Below are 17153 nucleotides of genomic sequence, written 5' to 3' on the forward strand. Positions count from 1 at the left end.
TCGACCCGGCCGCCTGCACCGGCTGCGGCGCCTGCGCCGGCTGAAGGACCGCCCCGCCGAGGGATGACCCCGGCGGCCGAACCGCCTGGTCGGGCGGCGCGGCGGTGCTACATCTGGCAGCCTGCGGCGGGCCCGCCCTGGCGCCCGCCCTCCCTGCAACCCTTGCAGAAGTACGAAGGATGACGACGCAGCACCCGCTCCGCCTGTTCAACAGCCTGGGCCGCGAGGTCCAGGAGTTCCAGCCCATCGACCCGCGGAACGTGCGCGTCTACTCCTGTGGCCCGACGGTCTACAACTACGCCCACATCGGCAACCTGCGCGCCTATGTCTTCGCCGACACCCTGCGCCGGGTGCTGACCTTCAAGGGCTACAACGTCACCCACATCATCAACATCACCGACGTGGGCCACCTGACGTCCGACGCCGACACCGGCGAGGACAAGATGGAGGTGGCGGCCAGCCGCGAGAAGAAGTCCATCTGGGACATCGCCGCCCATTACACCGACGTGTTCAAGGACGACGTGCGCCGCCTCAACATCCTGGAGCCCAGCCACTGGACGCCGGCGACCCAGCACATCCAGGAGATGATCGCCTTCGCCCGCGAGCTGGACGCCGCCGGATACCTGTACGAACTGGAGGACGGCGCCTATTTCGACATCTCCAAGGTGGCCGACTACGGCCGCCTCGGGCTGCTCGACCTGGCCGGCATGGGCGAAGAACACCGCCGCGTCGAAGGCCCCGGCGGCAAGCGCCACCCGGCCGACTTCGCGGTCTGGCGCAAGAGCCCCGACGGCGTGCAGCGGCAGATGGAATGGCACAGCCCCTGGGGCGTCGGGGCGCCGGGCTGGCACCTGGAATGCTCGGTCATGTCCATGAAGTACCTGGGCGAGCAGTTCGACATCCACACCGGCGGCATCGACCACCGGCAGGTCCACCACTGCAACGAGATCGCCCAGAACCAGGGCTACACCCGGTCGGAGAACTCGGGTGCCAACTGGTGGATGCACAACGAATTCCTCATCATGCGCGACGGCAAGATGTCGAAGTCGTCGGGCAAGTTCCTCACCCTGCAGAGCATCGTCGACCAGGGCATCCACCCGGTCGTCTACCGCCTGTTCCTGCTCGGCGCTTCCTACCGCTCGTCGCTGGAGTTCACCTGGGACGCGCTGGTCGGCACCCGTGCGAGCCTTCGCCGCCTGCTGCTGCGCATCGCCGACCTGAAGGCCAAGGCGGAGGCCGACACGGTGGCGCGGCTGGCCGGCGAGATGCGCTACAGCTCCGGCGGTTCGCTTGCCTACCTGCGCCAGCAGCTGACAGCCGGCCTGTCGCCGCGCGCCGCCGAGTGGGCGGACACGCTGGATGCCGCCGTCTCCAACGATCTGGCGACCCCGGCGGCGGTGGCCCATCTGAACGAGCTTCTGTTCGACAAGAAACTGGCGCCCGAGGAAACCCTGCGGCTGGCGGCGCTGGCCGATCTGGTGCTCGGCCTCAACCTGCTGACCCTGACGGTGGACGACCTCATCATCCGCCCGGCCGGCCAGACCCTGGACGAAGCCACCATCACCGCCCGTCTGGCGGAGCGCACCGAGGCCCGCAAGGCCAAGGACTTCGCCCGCTCCGACGCCATCCGCGACGAGCTGCTGGCCAAGGGCGTCGGCATCATGGACACGCCGCAGGGCACCACCTTCGAGTGGCTGCCGCTCGCCGGCGCCGAGTAGCGGCCTGAGGCGGTCAACGAAACGGCGGCACCTGCAGGTGCCGCCGTTTGCGTTTTCGGGGCCGGCCTATCGCCGCCCCAGGGTATAGCCGAGGCGGAAGCCGCCCCAGTGGCGGCCCTGCACGGTGATGGGGGCGCTGACGTCCTTCATCATCACCATCTTGCCGCCGCCCATGTCGCGCTTGTAGCTGTTGAGCAGGAACGGCCGGGTATTGCGGCCGGCCGCCAGCCCGACCGGATCGTTGAAGATGCGGCGGTTGCGGCAGTTGGCGGCGTTCCACAGCGGGTCCTTGCCCTGCGGCTGGCTGTACTTCCTGTTGTGGGTCGGCAGGTAGCCGTTGCGGTCCACCGCGGCGCAGAACAGGATGTTGCCGTCCGACGCCAGCAGCGGCTCCTGCAGGCCCGGCAGCAGGCGGTCGGTGAGATCGCTGAAGCGGGTGGTGTGCTGCTGCGGGTTGGTGCCCGCCACCGGCTTGTAGGCCTCGTCGAACAGGTCGGCGAGCGTGATCCGGCCAGACGCCACCTGTTCCTCGAACATCCGGCCGATGGCTTCCGCCGCCTCCTGGGCGCGGCGGACGTAGACGCTGTCGGCCATCTCGAAGCCATTGGTGATGGCGGCGCCGATCAGCCCCTGGGTCTGGCTCATCAGGTCGGCGACCTGACGGTTGGCGTGGTCGAGGTGGCTGCTTTCCTCCTCCACGTCCTTGGTCAGCAGGTTGACGCTGTCGACCACGGTGGAGCAGCGCTGCAGGTTGCCGGCAGCGGCGCCGGCGATGGCGCCGATCTGGCCGCCCACCGTCTCCAGCCCCTGCTGCAGCGATTCGACCACGTGCGACAGGGTGGCGGTGGAGGTTTCCACGGCGACGGCATGGTCGCGGCTGCCGGAGCTTTCCTGCACCAGATCGCCGATCAGCTTGTCCAGTTCCGCCACCGTGTCCTCGATGTGGGCGGTGGCGTTGCTGGTCTGCTGGGCCAGGGCCTTGACCTCGCCGGCGACGACGCCGAAGCCCTTGCCGGCCTCGCCGGCGCGGGCCGCCTCGATGGTGGCGTTCAGCGCCAGCAGGCGGGTCTGCTTGGCGATGGCCTCGATCTCCTGGCTCACCGCCGAAACCTGCCGCAGGGCCTCCGACAGCCCGGCCAGCTGCTGTTCGATGCGGCCGACGCTGCGCACCAGATCCTGGATGTCGGCGGTGGCGCGACCAAGGGCGGCGCGGCTTTCGCGCGCCTCGGCCAGCACCTGCTCGGCGACGCCGTTGGCGGTGCCGGCGGCACGGTCGATGTCGTGATTGGCGGCCGCCATCTGTTCGGCGGCGGTACGCAGATGGTCGAACTGCCCGACGCTGCCGCTCAGGCGGTCGTTGACGGCGCCGATGTCGAGCGCCACTGCCGCCAGATGTTCCCACAAGGTGCCGATGCCGCGCACGATGCCGGCGACGGCCGTATCCCCTGTATCGCCCCCGGCCGTCGGGCCCGGGTGGCGACGCATCCCTTCATCCATGGACTTCCTCCCTGCGCGCGAGGGCGGGGCTCCATCGTTCTTGTGGATGGTGAACCGCCGCCTCGGCTTCCTGCTTCACAGCTGAATTGTGGGGGGAAGATGTACCGGACGCAAGCGTTCCCCTACGGAAAAAGTCTAGGGTACCACTCCCGATAGACTAGCCCTGTGCGCCTTTGAGCAGCAGATCGGTGGCGCCGTTCACCAACAGGCTGAGGGCGAGGTCGAGGATGACGATGCCGGCGGCGGTGGCGCCGCCCAGGTCCAGCCCGCGATTGGCGATGAACCAGCCGTAGAGCAGGAAGGCGCTGGTCGCCATCAGGAACAGCAGGGCGATCAGCCCGTCGGGCGCCATGCCGGTCAGCTGCAGCAGCGACAGCGGCAGCAGCAGCGCCGCCACCACCAGCTGGAACCAGTTGTACGCCACCATGTAGCGCAGATAGTGCTGCCAGCGGTCCATCACCTGGGTGACCGTGACCATCACCACCGGATAGACCAGCCAGCCGAGGACGAAGGTCATCAGCTCCAGCGACAGGAAGCGCGCGGCGGAGGCCTCGATGTCGGCATTCATGTAATAGACGCCGGCCTGCAGCAGATAGAACGGCAGCGTCAGGACGGCGACGAAGAACGAGTTCCAGAAGCCCTGGACGCTGGCGTTGAAGCAGTCCAGGCCGGTCGGGTCCATGCGGACGATGCGACGCAGCCCTTCCAGGCTGGCCGCCGTCTCGCGGATGGAGGGGATGCCCATGGCGTCAGCCCGCCGCCGCCAGGGGATAGGCGGCGAGGATGCGGTGATAGATCGCCGTCAGCGCCTCCAGGTCGGCCAGTTCGACGTGTTCGTCGGTCTTGTGCATGGTGCGGCCGACCAGCCCGAATTCCACCACCGGGCAGGCATTCTTGATGAACCGCGCATCCGACGTGCCGCCGGAGGTGCTCTGCTCCGGCCGGCGGCCGGTGACCGCCGCGCAGGCGTCGGCGATGAGGCTCGACAGCAGGCCCGGCGGGGTCAGGAAGGCATCGCCCGACACCTTGACGTCGAGGTCGAAGAGCGCCCCGCCGGCGGCCAGTTCCAGATGCTCCCGCACCCACGCGGTCAGCCGCTCGCCGCTGTGCAGGTCGTTGAAGCGGATGTTGAAGCGGGCATGGGCGGCGCCGGGGATGACGTTGGAGGCGGCATTGCCGACGTCGATGGTGACGATTTCCAGGTTGGACGGCTGGAAGTGCTCGGTCCCGGCGTCCAGCGGCCGCTCGATCAGGGCGCCGAGCATGCGCATGAGGCGCGGGATCGGGTTGTCGGCCAGGTGCGGATAGGCCACGTGGCCCTGGGTGCCGTAGACCGTCACCCGGCCGTTGAGGCTGCCGCGGCGGCCGATCTTCATCATGTCGCCCAGGCGGGCCGGATTGGTCGGCTCGCCCACCAGGCAGTGGTCGATGCGCTCACCCTGTTGCGCCAGCCACTCCAGCACCTTCACCGTGCCGTTGACGGCATCGCCTTCCTCGTCGCCGGTGATGAGCAGGCTGAGGGAGCCCTGGCCGGCGGCCGCGCCGTCGTCCTTCAGGTGGCGCGCCACCGCCGCGACGAAGGCGGCGATGGCCCCCTTCATGTCGGCGGCGCCGCGGCCGAACAGGCGACCGTCGATGACCTCCGCCGCGAAGGGATCGACCGTCCAGCCCTCGCCTACCGGCACCACGTCGGTGTGGCCGGCGAAGCAGAAGTTGGGGCCGGTCTCGCCACGGCGGGCATAAAGGTTGTCGATCCGCCCGTCACCGTCGCCGAACGGCAGCCGGGTGCAGCGGAAGCCGAGGGCCTCCAGCGCCGCCTGCAGCACGTCCAGCGCCCCGTCGTCGCGCGGGGTGATGCTCGCCCGGCGGATGAGGGCGCGGGCGAGCGGCAGCGGATCGGTCAGGGCGTCCGGCGTCAGCGGGCGGTCGGCGGTGGCGATGGTCACGGGTGCTCCGGGCCTGGTCGGTCTCGGTCTCAGTCGCGCAGCAGGTCGTTGATGCTGACCTTGGAACGGGTCCGCTCGTCCACCCGCTTGATGATGACGGCGCACGACAGGCTGGGGCCCGGCGTGCCGTCGGGCAGGGTCTTGCCCGGCAGGGAGCCCGGCACGACGACGGAATAGGCCGGCACCCGACCCATGAACGTCTCACCGGTCTCGCGGTCGACGATCTTGGTGGAGGCGCCGATGAACACGCCCATGGACAGCACGGCGCCTTCCTCGACCACCACGCCCTCGACCACCTCGGAGCGGGCGCCGATGAAGCAGTTGTCCTCGATGATCACCGGGCCGGCCTGCAGCGGCTCCAGCACGCCGCCGATGCCGGCGCCGCCGGACAGGTGGACGTTCTTGCCGATCTGGGCGCAGGAGCCGACGGTGGCCCAGGTGTCGACCATGGTGCCGCTGCCGACGTGGGCGCCCAGGTTGACAAAGGACGGCATCAGCACCACGCCCGGCGCGATGTAGGCCGACCGGCGCACCACGGCGCCCGGCACGGCGCGGAAGCCGGCCTGGCGGAATTCGGCCTCGCCCCAGCCGGCGAACTTGCTCGGCACCTTGTCCCACCAGGTGGCGCCGCCGGGGCCGCCCTCGATGACGCTCATGTCATTGAGGCGGAACGACAGCAGCACCGCCTTCTTGGCCCACTGGTTGACCACCCAGCCGTCGGCGCCCTTCTCGGCCACCCGCAGCTCGCCCTTGTCGAGCAGCGCAAGCGCCGTCTCCACGGCCTCGCGGGTCTCGCCGCCGGTGGCGGCAGAGATGCCGTCGCGGGCGTCCCAGGCGGATTCGATGGCGGTCTTCAGGCTGTCGAGGCTCATGCGGCCGGCTCCGGTCCTTGGTCGTGCAGGGAAATGGTTCGTGAACATACCCCGGTGCCGGCCCAAGTCAACCGACCGTGCGACGCCGCCCGCCCGCCCGGCAACGCCGCAGCCTGCGCGCGCATCCTGGCAGCGCACCAGTTGGCATGACAAACTGAAGGGGTTAGGATTTGCGCCGTATGGGTCATGGGGACTGGGGGAGCAGGTGGTCGACACACCGTCAGGGACGGCAGCGGCGCGGCTCGGCGTGCTGGATGACGAGGGACCGGACGGCGACGGCGATGCCGCGCTGCTGGTTCTCGCCCGCCAGTCGCTGGACAGCTATCCCGGCGGCATGCTGCTGATCGACCCCTTCGACCGCCCGGTCATCGTCGGGCCGCGTTCCGACGGGCTGATGGCGGCCCTGGAGCGCGAGGCCCGCGCCGCCAGCGGCAGCGAGCTTCCCGCCTCCTCCGACGGCCTGCCGGCCCCGCTGCCGGCCAGCGTGCGCGCCCTGGCCGCCCGCGCCCGCCAGGGCGCCGCGGCGGTGGAGGAAATCGTCAGCTTCCCCGGCGAGTCCGGCCAGGCGTGGTTCCGCCTGACCCTGCTGCCGCTGGACGGGCCGCAGGCCGGCGGCCTGCTGCTGCTCGCCCGCGACGTCACGCTGGAACGCACCCTGCGCGCGGCCCTGGTGGAATCGCGCCAGCGCTACAAGGACTTCGTGGAAATCTCCACCGACTTCGCGTGGGAGATCGGGCCGCAGGGCACCTTCGTCTTCGTCAGCCCGCGCGGCGCCCTCGGCCATCCGGCGCAGCGGCTGGTGGGCCGCCCGCCCGACGACCTGGTGGCCGACTACTTCGGCCCCGGCGAGGTACCCTTCCTCGCCCGCGAGCCGGTGGAGGAAACCGACGTCTGGCTGCGCACCGCCGCCGGCGCCGTCGCCTGCGTACGCATGTCGGCGACGCCGCTGTTCGCTGCCGACGGCGCCTGGATGGGCGCCCGCGGCGTCGGCCGCGACGTGACCCGCGAGCGGGAGCGCGACGCCTCCCTCGCCCGCGCCCGCAACCGCGAGCGCATCCTCACCTACGTCGTGCGCGCCATCCGCGACGAGGTCGACCCCGCCAACATGCTGGCGGTGGCGGCAGAAACCCTCGGCCGCGGCATGGGCGCCACGGTCTGCCAGGTGTTCCGCGTGCAGGAACAGCCGGAGGGCGAGCCGCCGCCCGCCGACGGCGCCGTCACCTTCGTGCCCGGCGCCCGCTGGGGCGACCTCGGCTACGTCGCCGCCGGACCGGTGCTGGACCGCCTGCGCCAGCGCATGGGCCGGCTGGAGCTGGAAATCGGCGACTGGCTGGTGATGGCGGTGCCCACCTTCTACCGCCAGGAACTGAACGGCGCCGTGGTGCTGTGGCGGCAGGCCGAGCGCGGCGGCTGGAGCGAGGACGACCGCCTGCTGATCGCCGACATCGGCAGCCAGCTCGGCATCGCCATGGAGCAGATCAGCAACCACGAGTTCATCCTGCGCATGTCGCGCACCGACTCGCTGACCGGCCTGTTCAACCGCCGCGCCTTCTTCGAGGAACTGGACCGCCGCTTCCGCCGGCTGGAGCGCGACGGCAGTCCGGCGGCGCTGATCTACCTCGACCTCGACAACTTCAAGCTGGTCAACGACCTGCGCGGCCACCAGACCGGCGACAAGGTGCTGCAGCAGCTGCGCGACCTGCTGCTCGGCAACACCCGGCCGACCGATCTGGTCGCCCGCCTGGGCGGCGACGAGTTCGCCCTGTGGCTGGAAGGCGCCGATGCCGCCGTGGCCGAAACCAAGGCCCAGCGGCTGATCGAGGCGGCGCAGCCGCTGCGCCAGTGGTCGGGCCGCGACGACCGGCCGCTCAGCCTGTCGCTGGGGGTCGCGGTGTTCGATCCGGCGCGGCCGGAAAGCCTGACCGACATGCTCGCCCGCGCCGACGAGGCCATGTATTCCGCCAAGCACACCGGCAAGAACGCCTACCGGCTGGCGGCGCCGGCGCCGGTTCCGCCCGCGCCCGCCCCCGCCCCCGTCGACGGAACGGTCGACGGGACGGAAGGCGGTGCGTCATGAACTCGCTGATCCGCCGCCTGCTCGGCCAGCCCGATACCGATCCGCTCTCCTATGAACAGGCGCGCGAGCTGGCCCGCCACCAGGACCCGGACGTCCGCCGCGAACTGGCGGAACGCACCGACATCGTGCCGGAAATCCTCTATTACCTGGCCGAAGACCCCGACCCGCGCGTGCGCCGGGCCATCATCGCCAATACCGCGACGCCGCCGCTCGCCCACCTGCTGCTGGCCCACGACGACGACGAGGACGTGCGCTGCGACCTCGCCGCCAAGATCGCCCGGCTGGCGCCGCAGCTGTCGGAGCACGAGCAGGGCCGGGTGCAGGCGGCCATCCTGGAGGTGCTTGACAACCTCGCGCGCGACCAGATCCCGCGGGTGCGCCAGATCCTGTCGGAGGCCCTGAAGGACGTCGCCGACGCCCCGCCCGACGTCATCCGCCAGCTGGCGCGCGACGTCGAGGTGGCGGTGGCGGCGCCGGTGCTGGAGTTCTCGCCGGTGCTGACCGACGAGGACCTGCTGGAAATCATCGCCTCCAGCCCCATCAGCGCCAAGCTGAGCGCCATTTCCCGCCGCCGGCTGGTGACGCCGATGGTGGCCGATGCCATTGCCGGCACCGCCGACGGCGATGCCATCGCCGTGCTGCTGGCCAACGGCAGCGCCCAGATCCGCGAGGAAACCCTCGACCGGCTGATCGAGGCCGCCCCCCGCCACCCGTCCTGGCACGAGCCGCTGGTGCGCCGTCCCACCCTGGGCGGCGATGCGGCGGTGCGGCTGGCGCGGTTCGTGGCCGACAACCTGATCCTGGTGCTGCAGCAGCGTGAAGACCTGCCGCCCGATGCCGCCCGCGAGGTCGCCCGGGTGGTCCACCGCCGGCTGGGGGAACCGCCCAAGGGCGACGGGCGGGGCGCCAGGACGGCACCGCCCGACCTCAAGGTCACTGCTACCGACTGGCACCGGCCGACCCGGCAGGCGCTGGAGCGCGCCAGCTTCATGGCCTCGCGCGGGCTGCTGACCGAAAAGGTGGTGGAGGACGCCCTGTTCGCCGCCGACGAGGAATTCGTCACCGCCGCCCTGGCCGTGCTCGGCAAGGTGCCGCCGGAGGTGGTGAGCGCCGCCATCCTGTCCTCCAGCCCCCAGGGCATCGTCGCCGTGGCCTGGAAGGCCGGCCTGTCGGCCCAGTGCGCCGTCCACCTGCAGGCCCAGCTCGGCCGGGTGGCGCCCAGCGTCATCCTGCGGCCGACCCGCAGCGCCGGCTACGCCCTCAAGCCCGACGAAATGGAGTGGCAGATCGACCTCTTCCGCAAGGCGGTGAGCGAGCATCTGGGCCGCGCCGGCGGCTGAACCGACGACCGAACCGGCGGGCGCCCGGCGGTGTTGATGTGGCAGAGGTCATCATCGCGAGGCCGCCGCCATGTCCAGCCCCCGCCCGCCCGCCGCCGCCCGTGCCGCCGCCGCCCTTGCCGTGGCCGCGCTGCTCGCCGCCTGTGCCGAGGCGCCGCCGCTGGGGGCCGATCGCGGCGGCATCACCCTCATCATGGATGACAGCGAATCGGCCATGTCCGACGCCGTCGACACCGCCAACCGCCATTGCGTCGGGGTGAGCCGCCTCGCCCTGCTGCAGGACGTGACCGAAACGCCGGACGGCAAGGTGGCGGTGTTCGACTGCGTCGACGTCTGACCCGGCAACGCCGGTCAGGATTGGCATCCCGCAGGCGGGGTTTTCATCCTGCGTCGCAGCCTGCATTGAGGGTTGCCGCCGCGGTTTCCGCCATCCCGGAAATCCCGCCGAGTCCGGGCACTGCGTCGGCTGGCACGGCGGTTGCTGACATGGGCGGCAGAGACCGATCCGTCCCGCCGCGGCGCGCTGTTGCCCCGAACGGACGCCGCACTCCTCCTCGCAGGGGCGGACCGGTCGCTACCTGCCCCGGCCAAATGCTCTCTCCCCGGCCGGGGCTCCAGAGGAGCCGCCGGACCCCGCACCCGGCGGCTCCTACCCCCTCCCAATTCAATACCTTGGTACGTGAAATTGCGCTCCCGAAGGAAAACCGGGTCGCAAGGCTATATCTTGTTGCGTAATGCCGGACGATAGAATTAAATCGATTACCCTTTGGATTACTATCCTCAGAGTCAAACTATAAAGCCATATAGAGAGTGGGGGATACTGTACTATGTCCAGCCGAGAAATACGCGACCAGCTGCGCCTGATGCGGATCGACGACGAAACCCGCCGCTCCCTTGCCGCGGTGAAGCCGCTGGTGGCCGAGCGGCTGGATGCGGTGCTGGAGGCCTTCTACGGCTTCGTGCGCCGCGACCCCGCCATGGCCGGGCTGTTTTCCTCGGAAACCGCCATGAGCCACGCCCGCGCCGCGCAGCGCCGCCATTGGCTGGAGACCCTGTTCGCGGGGCAGTGGGATGACCGCTATGCCGCCACCGTGCGCAGCATCGGCATGGCTCACGTGAAGCACAAGGTTCAGCCCGATTACTATGTCGCGGGCTATTGTTTCTTCATGGATGCCCTCATCGACATGGTGATCGAGAACCGCCGGCGCCGTCCGCAGGAAGCCGCGGCCATCCTGAAGGCCGTCAACCGGGCGGTGTTCATGGACGTCACCACCGTGCTGACGACCTATTTCGACCTGGAGCGGGAAAAGCGCCGCGCCGATCGCGCCGATGACGCCCGCGACTTCGAACACGGCGTCGGCTCCATCACCGAACGGCTGGCCGATACCGTGGGGCGCCTGCTGGCGTCGGCGGAATCGCTCACCGCCACCGCCGCCAATACCTCCAGCAACGCCGAAACCGTCGCCGACGGCGCCGATGCCGCCGCCCGCAACGCCGATACGGTGGCGGCCGCGGCGGAGCAGCTGTCCGCCTCCATCGCCGAGATCAACCGCCAGATGTCGCAATCCACCTCCACCAGCCGCGAGGCGGTGGAAGAAGCCGGCCGCGCCGGGCAGGTGGTCGCCAATCTGTCGAGCATGGCCGACAAGATCGGCGAGGTGGTCAAGCTCATCAACGACATCGCCAGCCAGACCAACCTGCTGGCGCTGAACGCCACCATCGAGGCCGCCCGCGCCGGCGAGGCCGGCAAGGGCTTCGCCGTGGTGGCCGGCGAGGTCAAGGCTCTGGCCCAGCAGACCGCCCGCGCCACCGAGGACATCGACCGCCAGGTCGCCGCCCTGCGCGACGCCACCGGCAGCGTGGTGAAGGCCATCGACGGCATCCGCTCCACCATCGGCCGCATCGACCACATCTCGTCGAGCATCGCCGCGGCGGTGGAGGAACAGGGCGCCGCCACCCGCGACATCGCCAGCAACGTCCAGCGCGCCGCCAGCGGCATCAACGGCATGCGCAGCGGCATCTCCGCCGTGCGCGGCGATGCCGAGGCGACGGCCCAGGTCGCCCAGGCGCTGCGCCGCGACAGCCAGGGCGTCTCCGGCGAGACCGACCAGTTGCGCCAGGCGGTGCGCGGGTTCCTCGACCGGGTGAAGGCCAGCGCCTGACGACGGCGACGGCGACGACGACGGCGCCGCCGGCGGCGATGGCTGCCGGCGCCAAATGGGTCTTGAGCCGGCGGCGGTCGGGCTGTGCAATGGCAGCCTGACCGCAACGGGAGGTTCCCCATGCCCACGCCGCTCGCCCGCCGCCTTGGTGTCGATCATCCCCTGGTGCTGGCGCCCATGGCCGGCGTCACCGCCTCGGCCGCGCTGGTGGCGGCGGTATCGGCGGCCGGCGGGCTCGGTTCGCTGGGCGCCGCCTACCTGACGCCGGAGGCCATCGCCGCCGCCTGCCGGGAGATCCGCGACCGCACCGACCGCCCCTTCGCCGTCAACCTGTTCGCTCCGCTGCCGGCCGAGCCCGCCGATCCGGCGGCGGAAGCCGACTACCGCGCCCGCCTCGCCGCCCTGCATGGCGAGGCCGGACTGCCGCCACCGCCGGCCGAGGTCGCCGCCGGCCCGCGCTTCGACGAGCAGCTGGCGGCGCTGATCGAGGGCGGTGCGCCGGTCTTCTCCATCACCTTCGGCCTGCCGCCGCAGCCGGCCATGGACCGCCTGCGGGCGGCGGGCCTGTTCACCATCGGCACCGCCACCACCCCGGCGGAGGCGCGGGCGGTGGAGGCGGCCGGTTTCGATGCCGTCATGGCGCAGGGCTACGAGGCCGGCGGCCACCGCGGCGGCTTCACCGGCGACCGGCGGGAAGGCAGCCTGATCGGCACCCTGGCGCTGGTGCCGCAGGTGGTGGATGCCGTTTCCATCCCAGTCATCGCCGCCGGCGCCATCGCCGACGGTCGCGGGCTGGCGGCGGCGCTGCTGGTGGGGGCGCAGGCGGCGGCGCTCGGTACCGCCTTCCTGCGGGCGGCCGAGTGTCCGCTCAATGCCGGCGCCAAGGCGGCGCTGGCGGCGGGCGATGCCGAGACGACCACCCTCACCCGCGCCTTCTCCGGCCGCATGGCGCGCGGCCTGCGCAACCGGGTGACGGAGCGATTCGCCGCCGCGCCCATTCCGCCCTTCCCGCTGCCCAACGGCCTCACCCGGCCGCTGCGCAGCCACGCCGCCCGCACCCTCGACGCCGACCTGACCAGCGTGTGGGCCGGTCAGGCGGCGGCGCTGGCGCGGGAGGAACCGGCGGCGGCCATCGTCGCCCGCATCATGGCCGAGGCGCGCAGGGCGCTGAGCACAGCGCCAAACCTATAGCCGCTGAGCACAGCGCCAGACTTATAAGCGCTGGCGGCTCCAGGCGAAGGTGCCGGCCGGCATCAGCGGCGGCACGTCGCGGATGGGCGATACCGGCGTCAGCAGCACGTCGGTGGGGCCGAGCGGCGCCGGTCCCACCATGGGCGGGATCACCCGCAGCCGGCTGCCGCGGCGGAAGGCGACGACGCCGCCGTCGCGGCCGCGGATATAGCCGTCGCGCCACCATCCCAGGTGACGGCCGCGGGCATCGTGGACGAGGCCGCCGCGGCCGATGATGGCCTTCACCCAGCCGCTGCGGGTGACGATGCGGCCGCGCGGGGCCAGATAGGCGACGCAGTGGCCGCGGCTGTCGTACAGGGCGCGCATGGAACCCTCCCGTCTGCTTCCGATACCCTGGAAACGTCCGGGCGCCGCCGCCTGTTCCCTCAGGCCGGCACCAGGGCGGCGATGACGCCGTTCAGCACCAGCATGCCGGCCTCGGTGGCGCGCAGGGCGGCCGGTGTGTCGATGATCAGCCCTTCCTCCTCCAGCGCCGCCAGGGCGGCGGGGTCGGTGCACGCCGCCAGCGGCCGGCCGGCCAGGCGGGCGAAGCGGGCCTTGTCGATGCCCTCGGTCAGCCGCAGGCCCATGAGCAGCAGTTCCTCCGCCCGCTGGTCGGGGTCGAGCGGCTCGCGGTCGGTGCTGGCATGGCCGTCGCGCTCCACCCGCGCCAGCCACATCTCCGGCGCCCGGTGCTGGCGGGTGGCGTGCGGCGTGCCGGCGAGCGTGAGGCGGCCGTGGGCGCCCGGCCCGACGCCGACATAATCGCCGCCGCGCCAGTAGACGAGGTTATGCCGGCATTCCTGCCCCGGCCGGGCGTGGTTGGAGACTTCATAGGCCGGCAGGCCGGCACGGGCGGTTTCCTCCCGCGTCACCTGCCACAGGGCGACGGCATCGTCTTCCTCCGGCAGGCGCCAGTCGCCGCGGTGCCAGTCGAGGTAGAACTTCGTCCCCTGCTCGACGGTCAGCTGGTAGAGCGACAGGTGGCCGTGGCCGGCCAGGATGTCGAGCGCCCGCCGCAGTTCCTGCCGCCAGTCCTCCGGCGCCTGACCGGGGCGGGCGTAGATGAGGTCGATGGAGGTGCGCGGGAACAGCGCCTGCGCCGTCGCCAGCGCCGCCAGCGCCTCGGCCCGGTCGTGGCGGCGGCCGAGGAAGCCGAGCGCCGCATCGTCCAGCGCCTGCACGCCCAGGCTCACCCGATTGACGCCGGCCTGGGCGAAGCCCTCGAACTTGGCGCGGTCGACGGCGCCGGGGTTGGCCTCCAGCGTCACCTCCAGGTCGGGGGCGAGGCTCCAGTGGCGGCCGGCGGCCTCCAGCACGGCGGCCACCGTCTCCGGCTCCATCAGCGACGGCGTGCCGCCGCCGAAGAACACGCTGGTCAGCCGCCGCCCGCCGCTGTCGGCGGCATAGTGCGCCAGCTCGGTCAGCAGCGCCCGCCGCCACCGCCCATGATCCACCGCCGCCGCCACATGGCTGTTGAAGTCGCAGTAGGGGCACTTGGACAGGCAGAACGGCCAATGGACATAAAGCCCGAAGCCTTCGTCTTTCATCGTATCACTTTGCGTCCGTGGTGCTGGATTAACCACCAAGACACCAAGGCACCAAGGGGGACTGAAGCCTTGGTGTCTTGGTGTCTTGGTGGTTCAAAAAGGCGGTTGGGTGACTAAGAAGTCAGTCGTCCTCCGCCAGCGCCGCCACCTTCACCTGACTGGTCTCGCGCGGGAACAGGCGCATCATCCACAGCAGCAGCAGCAGGCCCGGCAGGGCGGCGGCGGTGGAGATGAGGAAGTAGGTCACCCAGTCCACCCGGTCCGCCACCCAGCCGCCGCCGCTGGCGAAGAAGGTGCGGGCGAAGGCCATGAAGCTGGAGACCAGGGCGTATTGCGTCGCCGTATAGGCCAGATTGCACAAGGACGACAGATAGGCCACGAAGGCCGCCGTGCCCATGCCGCCGGTGAGATTTTCCACCGAAATGGTCACCACCAGGAACCCGACGTCCGCCCCCACCATGGCCTGGGCGACGAACACCAGGTTCGACGCCGCCTGCAGCACGCCGCACACCAGCAGCGACCGCATGATGCCGAGCTTCGCCACCAGCACCCCGCCCACCAGGCCGCCGACGATGGTCATGATGACCCCCCACGACTTGGAGACGACGCCGATCTCGGTCTTGGTGAAGCCGATGTCGATGTAGAACGGGTTGGCCATCACCCCCAGCAGGGCATCGCCGTACTTGTAGAGGGCGATGAACAGCAGGATCACCAGCCAGTGCGGGCGGGTGAAGAAGTCCTTCAGCGGCAGCACCACGGCGCCGTAAAGCCAGCCGAGCCCGCGGCTGACGCGCGGCCCCAGGTGGGCGTGACCGTCGATCCACGCCTGCGCCCGCGCCTCTTCCACCGCCGAGCGTTCCAGGTGCGGGCGGGCGGGCTCGCGGTTGAGCAGCACCGTCACCATGCCGACGCCCATCAGCGCCGCCATGGCGGCATAGGCCCAGAACCAGCCGGCGGCATCGGCGATCACCAGCGCGCCGCCGCCGGAGGCCAGCATGGCGAGGCGGTAGCCGAGCACGATGTTGCCCGCCCCGGCCCCCAGCTTCTCTTCCTCCAGGATCTCCACCCGGTAGGCGTCGATGACGATGTCCTGGGTGGCGGAGGCGAAGGCCAGCAGCACCGCCCAGCCGGCCGTCACCCACACGTTGGCGGCCGGATCGGACGAGCCGAGGCCGAGCATGGCGCCGGCCACCAGCAGCTGGCTGGCCAGCATCCAGCCGCGGCGCTGGCCGAACAGGTGGGTGAAGGGCGGCAGCGGCAGGCGGTCCACCAGCGGCGACCACAGCCACTTGAAGGCATAGGCGGTCGACGCCCACGAGAACAGGCCGATCACCGTCAGCGACAGCCCCGCCTCGGTCAGCCACGCCGACAGGGTGCCATAGACCAGCAACAGCGGCAGCCCGGAACTGAAGCCCAGGAACAGGATGGAAAGCACCCGCCGGTCGGCATAGACGGCGAGCGAACGGGTCCAGGAGGTCAAGGCATCATCCGCTGCGTGGGGTGTTCGGCGACCGACAGGCTACCGGGTTTTGCCGGCGGTTCAAGCCTCGGGCGCCGGCCCTTCCAGCAGCCCGCGGGCGCGGTGCCAGTCGGCCAGCGACTGGTCGGGGTAGGCATCGAAGCATTGCTCGCCGGCGGCAGCATCCACCCGCACCCACTCCGCCTTGCTGCCGATCAGGATGTGGGCGGCTTCCGGCGGCGCCGGCAGCGGCGTGTCGATGGCCCCGGCGTGGGGGTGCAGCAGCGACGGCCAGCGCGGGTCCCAGGCCCACAGGGCGGTGCCGCAGCGGGTGCAGAAGCGTCGCTCCATGGGGCTCTGCTCGCCGTCGATCAGCGCCCGGTAGACGCCGATCGCCCCCTCCGCCGCCGTGACGGTCAGGGTATGGGCATGGGCGCCGAGGTTGATGGCGAAGCCGCCGCTGCCCGCCGTCTTGCGGCAGATGGAGCAGTAGCAGCGCATGTAGGGCACCGGCGCATAGGCCTCCACCGAAAACCGCACCGCGCCGCAGTGGCAGGATCCGTCCAGTCGCATGACCGACCTCCGTTCCAGGTGTTCAGGGCACCCCATGAACGCCCGGCGGCGGGCAAGCGGTCAAGCCTCGCGCGGCAGGCGGCAGAAGGTCAGGTACTTGGGCTCGCCGCGGATCTGCTTCGCCTCATACCGGGTGGGGAAGCCGTCCGGCCAGCGCTGGCGCCAGTCCTCGGGCTTTCCCGCCGTCCAGCGGAAGGCCGGGTGGTTGGTGGCCTGGATCAGGCTCCAGCGCACGTAGACCATGTCGTCGGAAGCGACGCGCAGCTCCGCCCCGTCCACCATGCGCTCGGCCAGCAGGTCGAGGTTGGAGACGTTGATGAAGCGGCGGCGGGCGTGGCGGGTCTTGGGCCACGGATCGGGGAACAGGACGAACACCTTTTCCAGCGCATTGGCCGGAATGGCCGGCAGCAGCCGGCGCACGTCGTCGGTGAAGACGCGGATGTTGTCGAGCCCCTGCTCCTCCATCTGCACCAGCAGGGCGCCGACGCCGTTGATGAAGGGTTCGGCGCCGATGAAGCCGATGTCCGGGTGGCGGGCCGCCCAGCCGGCCAGATGCTCGCCGTTGCCGAAGCCGACTTCCAGCGCATAGGCGCGCATGGGGCGCGGGAACAGGGCGGCGAGGTCGAGCGTCTCGCCCTCGGCCGGCTCAGCCACGGCCACCTGCGGCAGCAGGTCTTCCACCAGCCGCTGGCGGGTGGACTTCAGGCGCTTGCCCTTGCGGCGGCCGTA

Annotated in this window: 15 protein-coding genes; 6 read left to right on the forward strand and 9 right to left on the reverse strand. The window is 71.1% G+C overall.

Annotated features, from left to right (window positions below; genetic code table 11):
• Window positions 1–179 precede the first annotated feature (179 nt).
• Window positions 180–1718, forward strand: coding sequence for a cysteine--tRNA ligase (gene cysS, locus ABD056_RS18460; RefSeq protein WP_343869076.1), 1539 nt, complete (start codon window positions 180–182; stop codon window positions 1716–1718).
• Between the two features lie 66 nt (window positions 1719–1784).
• Here cysS and ABD056_RS18465 read toward each other — a convergent pair whose 3' ends face one another.
• The 4 genes from ABD056_RS18465 to dapD all read right to left on the reverse strand — a co-directional run bounded on the left by ABD056_RS18465 (window position 1785) and on the right by dapD (window position 6033).
• Window positions 1785–3203 carry a methyl-accepting chemotaxis protein gene (locus tag ABD056_RS18465; protein ID WP_343869078.1) on the reverse strand — a complete coding sequence of 473 codons (1419 nt, stop codon included), beginning with the start codon at window positions 3201–3203 and terminating at the stop codon, window positions 1785–1787.
• A gap of 169 nt (window positions 3204–3372) precedes the next feature.
• Window positions 3373–3960: a hypothetical protein gene (locus ABD056_RS18470; RefSeq protein ID WP_343869080.1), complete on the reverse strand. Its 588-nt coding sequence runs from the start codon at window positions 3958–3960 to the stop codon at window positions 3373–3375.
• A 4-nt stretch (window positions 3961–3964) separates the two neighbouring features.
• Window positions 3965–5161: a succinyl-diaminopimelate desuccinylase gene (gene dapE / locus ABD056_RS18475; protein ID WP_343869082.1), complete on the reverse strand. Its 1197-nt coding sequence runs from the start codon at window positions 5159–5161 to the stop codon at window positions 3965–3967.
• A 29-nt stretch (window positions 5162–5190) separates the two neighbouring features.
• Window positions 5191–6033, reverse strand: coding sequence for a 2,3,4,5-tetrahydropyridine-2,6-dicarboxylate N-succinyltransferase (gene dapD / locus ABD056_RS18480; protein ID WP_343869084.1), 843 nt, complete (start codon window positions 6031–6033; stop codon window positions 5191–5193).
• A 205-nt stretch (window positions 6034–6238) separates the two neighbouring features.
• Here dapD and ABD056_RS18485 point away from each other — a divergent pair, with 205 nt between their 5' ends.
• The 5 genes from ABD056_RS18485 to ABD056_RS18505 all read left to right on the forward strand — a co-directional run bounded on the left by ABD056_RS18485 (window position 6239) and on the right by ABD056_RS18505 (window position 12803).
• Entirely contained in the window at window positions 6239–8110 is a 1872-nt protein-coding gene (locus tag ABD056_RS18485; protein WP_343869086.1) for a GGDEF domain-containing protein, read from the forward strand.
• A complete protein-coding gene (locus ABD056_RS18490; RefSeq protein WP_343869088.1) occupies window positions 8107–9450 on the forward strand; it encodes a DUF2336 domain-containing protein in 1344 nt (447 codons plus the stop codon). The genes ABD056_RS18485 and ABD056_RS18490 overlap by 4 nt, the downstream gene beginning before the upstream one ends.
• Window positions 9451–9520: 70 nt before the next feature.
• Window positions 9521–9787, forward strand: coding sequence for a hypothetical protein (locus tag ABD056_RS18495; RefSeq protein WP_343869090.1), 267 nt, complete (start codon window positions 9521–9523; stop codon window positions 9785–9787).
• Window positions 9788–10277: 490 nt separating this feature from the next.
• Window positions 10278–11612, forward strand: a complete 1335-nt coding sequence (locus ABD056_RS18500) for a protoglobin domain-containing protein (protein ID WP_343869092.1) — start codon at window positions 10278–10280, stop codon at window positions 11610–11612.
• Between the two features lie 120 nt (window positions 11613–11732).
• On the forward strand, window positions 11733–12803 hold the full coding sequence (locus ABD056_RS18505; protein ID WP_343869094.1) for an NAD(P)H-dependent flavin oxidoreductase: 1071 nt from the start codon (window positions 11733–11735) through the stop codon (window positions 12801–12803).
• 21 nt (window positions 12804–12824) lie between these two features.
• Here ABD056_RS18505 and ABD056_RS18510 read toward each other — a convergent pair whose 3' ends face one another.
• The 5 genes from ABD056_RS18510 to trmB all read right to left on the reverse strand — a co-directional run bounded on the left by ABD056_RS18510 (window position 12825) and on the right by trmB (window position 17129).
• The gene (locus ABD056_RS18510) at window positions 12825–13169 is read right to left on the reverse strand and encodes a 4-fold beta flower protein (protein WP_343869097.1); all 345 of its coding nucleotides are present in this window, start codon (window positions 13167–13169) and stop codon (window positions 12825–12827) included.
• 59 nt (window positions 13170–13228) lie between these two features.
• Window positions 13229–14392, reverse strand: coding sequence for a radical SAM family heme chaperone HemW (hemW, locus tag ABD056_RS18515; RefSeq protein WP_343869099.1), 1164 nt, complete (start codon window positions 14390–14392; stop codon window positions 13229–13231).
• A gap of 121 nt (window positions 14393–14513) precedes the next feature.
• Window positions 14514–15872, reverse strand: a complete 1359-nt coding sequence (locus ABD056_RS18520; RefSeq protein WP_343869101.1) for an AmpG family muropeptide MFS transporter — start codon at window positions 15870–15872, stop codon at window positions 14514–14516.
• A 60-nt stretch (window positions 15873–15932) separates the two neighbouring features.
• Entirely contained in the window at window positions 15933–16424 is a 492-nt protein-coding gene (locus tag ABD056_RS18525; protein ID WP_343869103.1) for a GFA family protein, read from the reverse strand.
• A gap of 60 nt (window positions 16425–16484) precedes the next feature.
• Window positions 16485–17129: a tRNA (guanine(46)-N(7))-methyltransferase TrmB gene (trmB, locus tag ABD056_RS18530; protein ID WP_343869148.1), complete on the reverse strand. Its 645-nt coding sequence runs from the start codon at window positions 17127–17129 to the stop codon at window positions 16485–16487.
• Between the last annotated feature and the right edge of the window lie 24 nt (window positions 17130–17153).

The organism is Caenispirillum bisanense, assembly GCF_039523075.1.
GTDB lineage: Bacteria > Pseudomonadota > Alphaproteobacteria > Rhodospirillales > Rhodospirillaceae > Caenispirillum > Caenispirillum bisanense.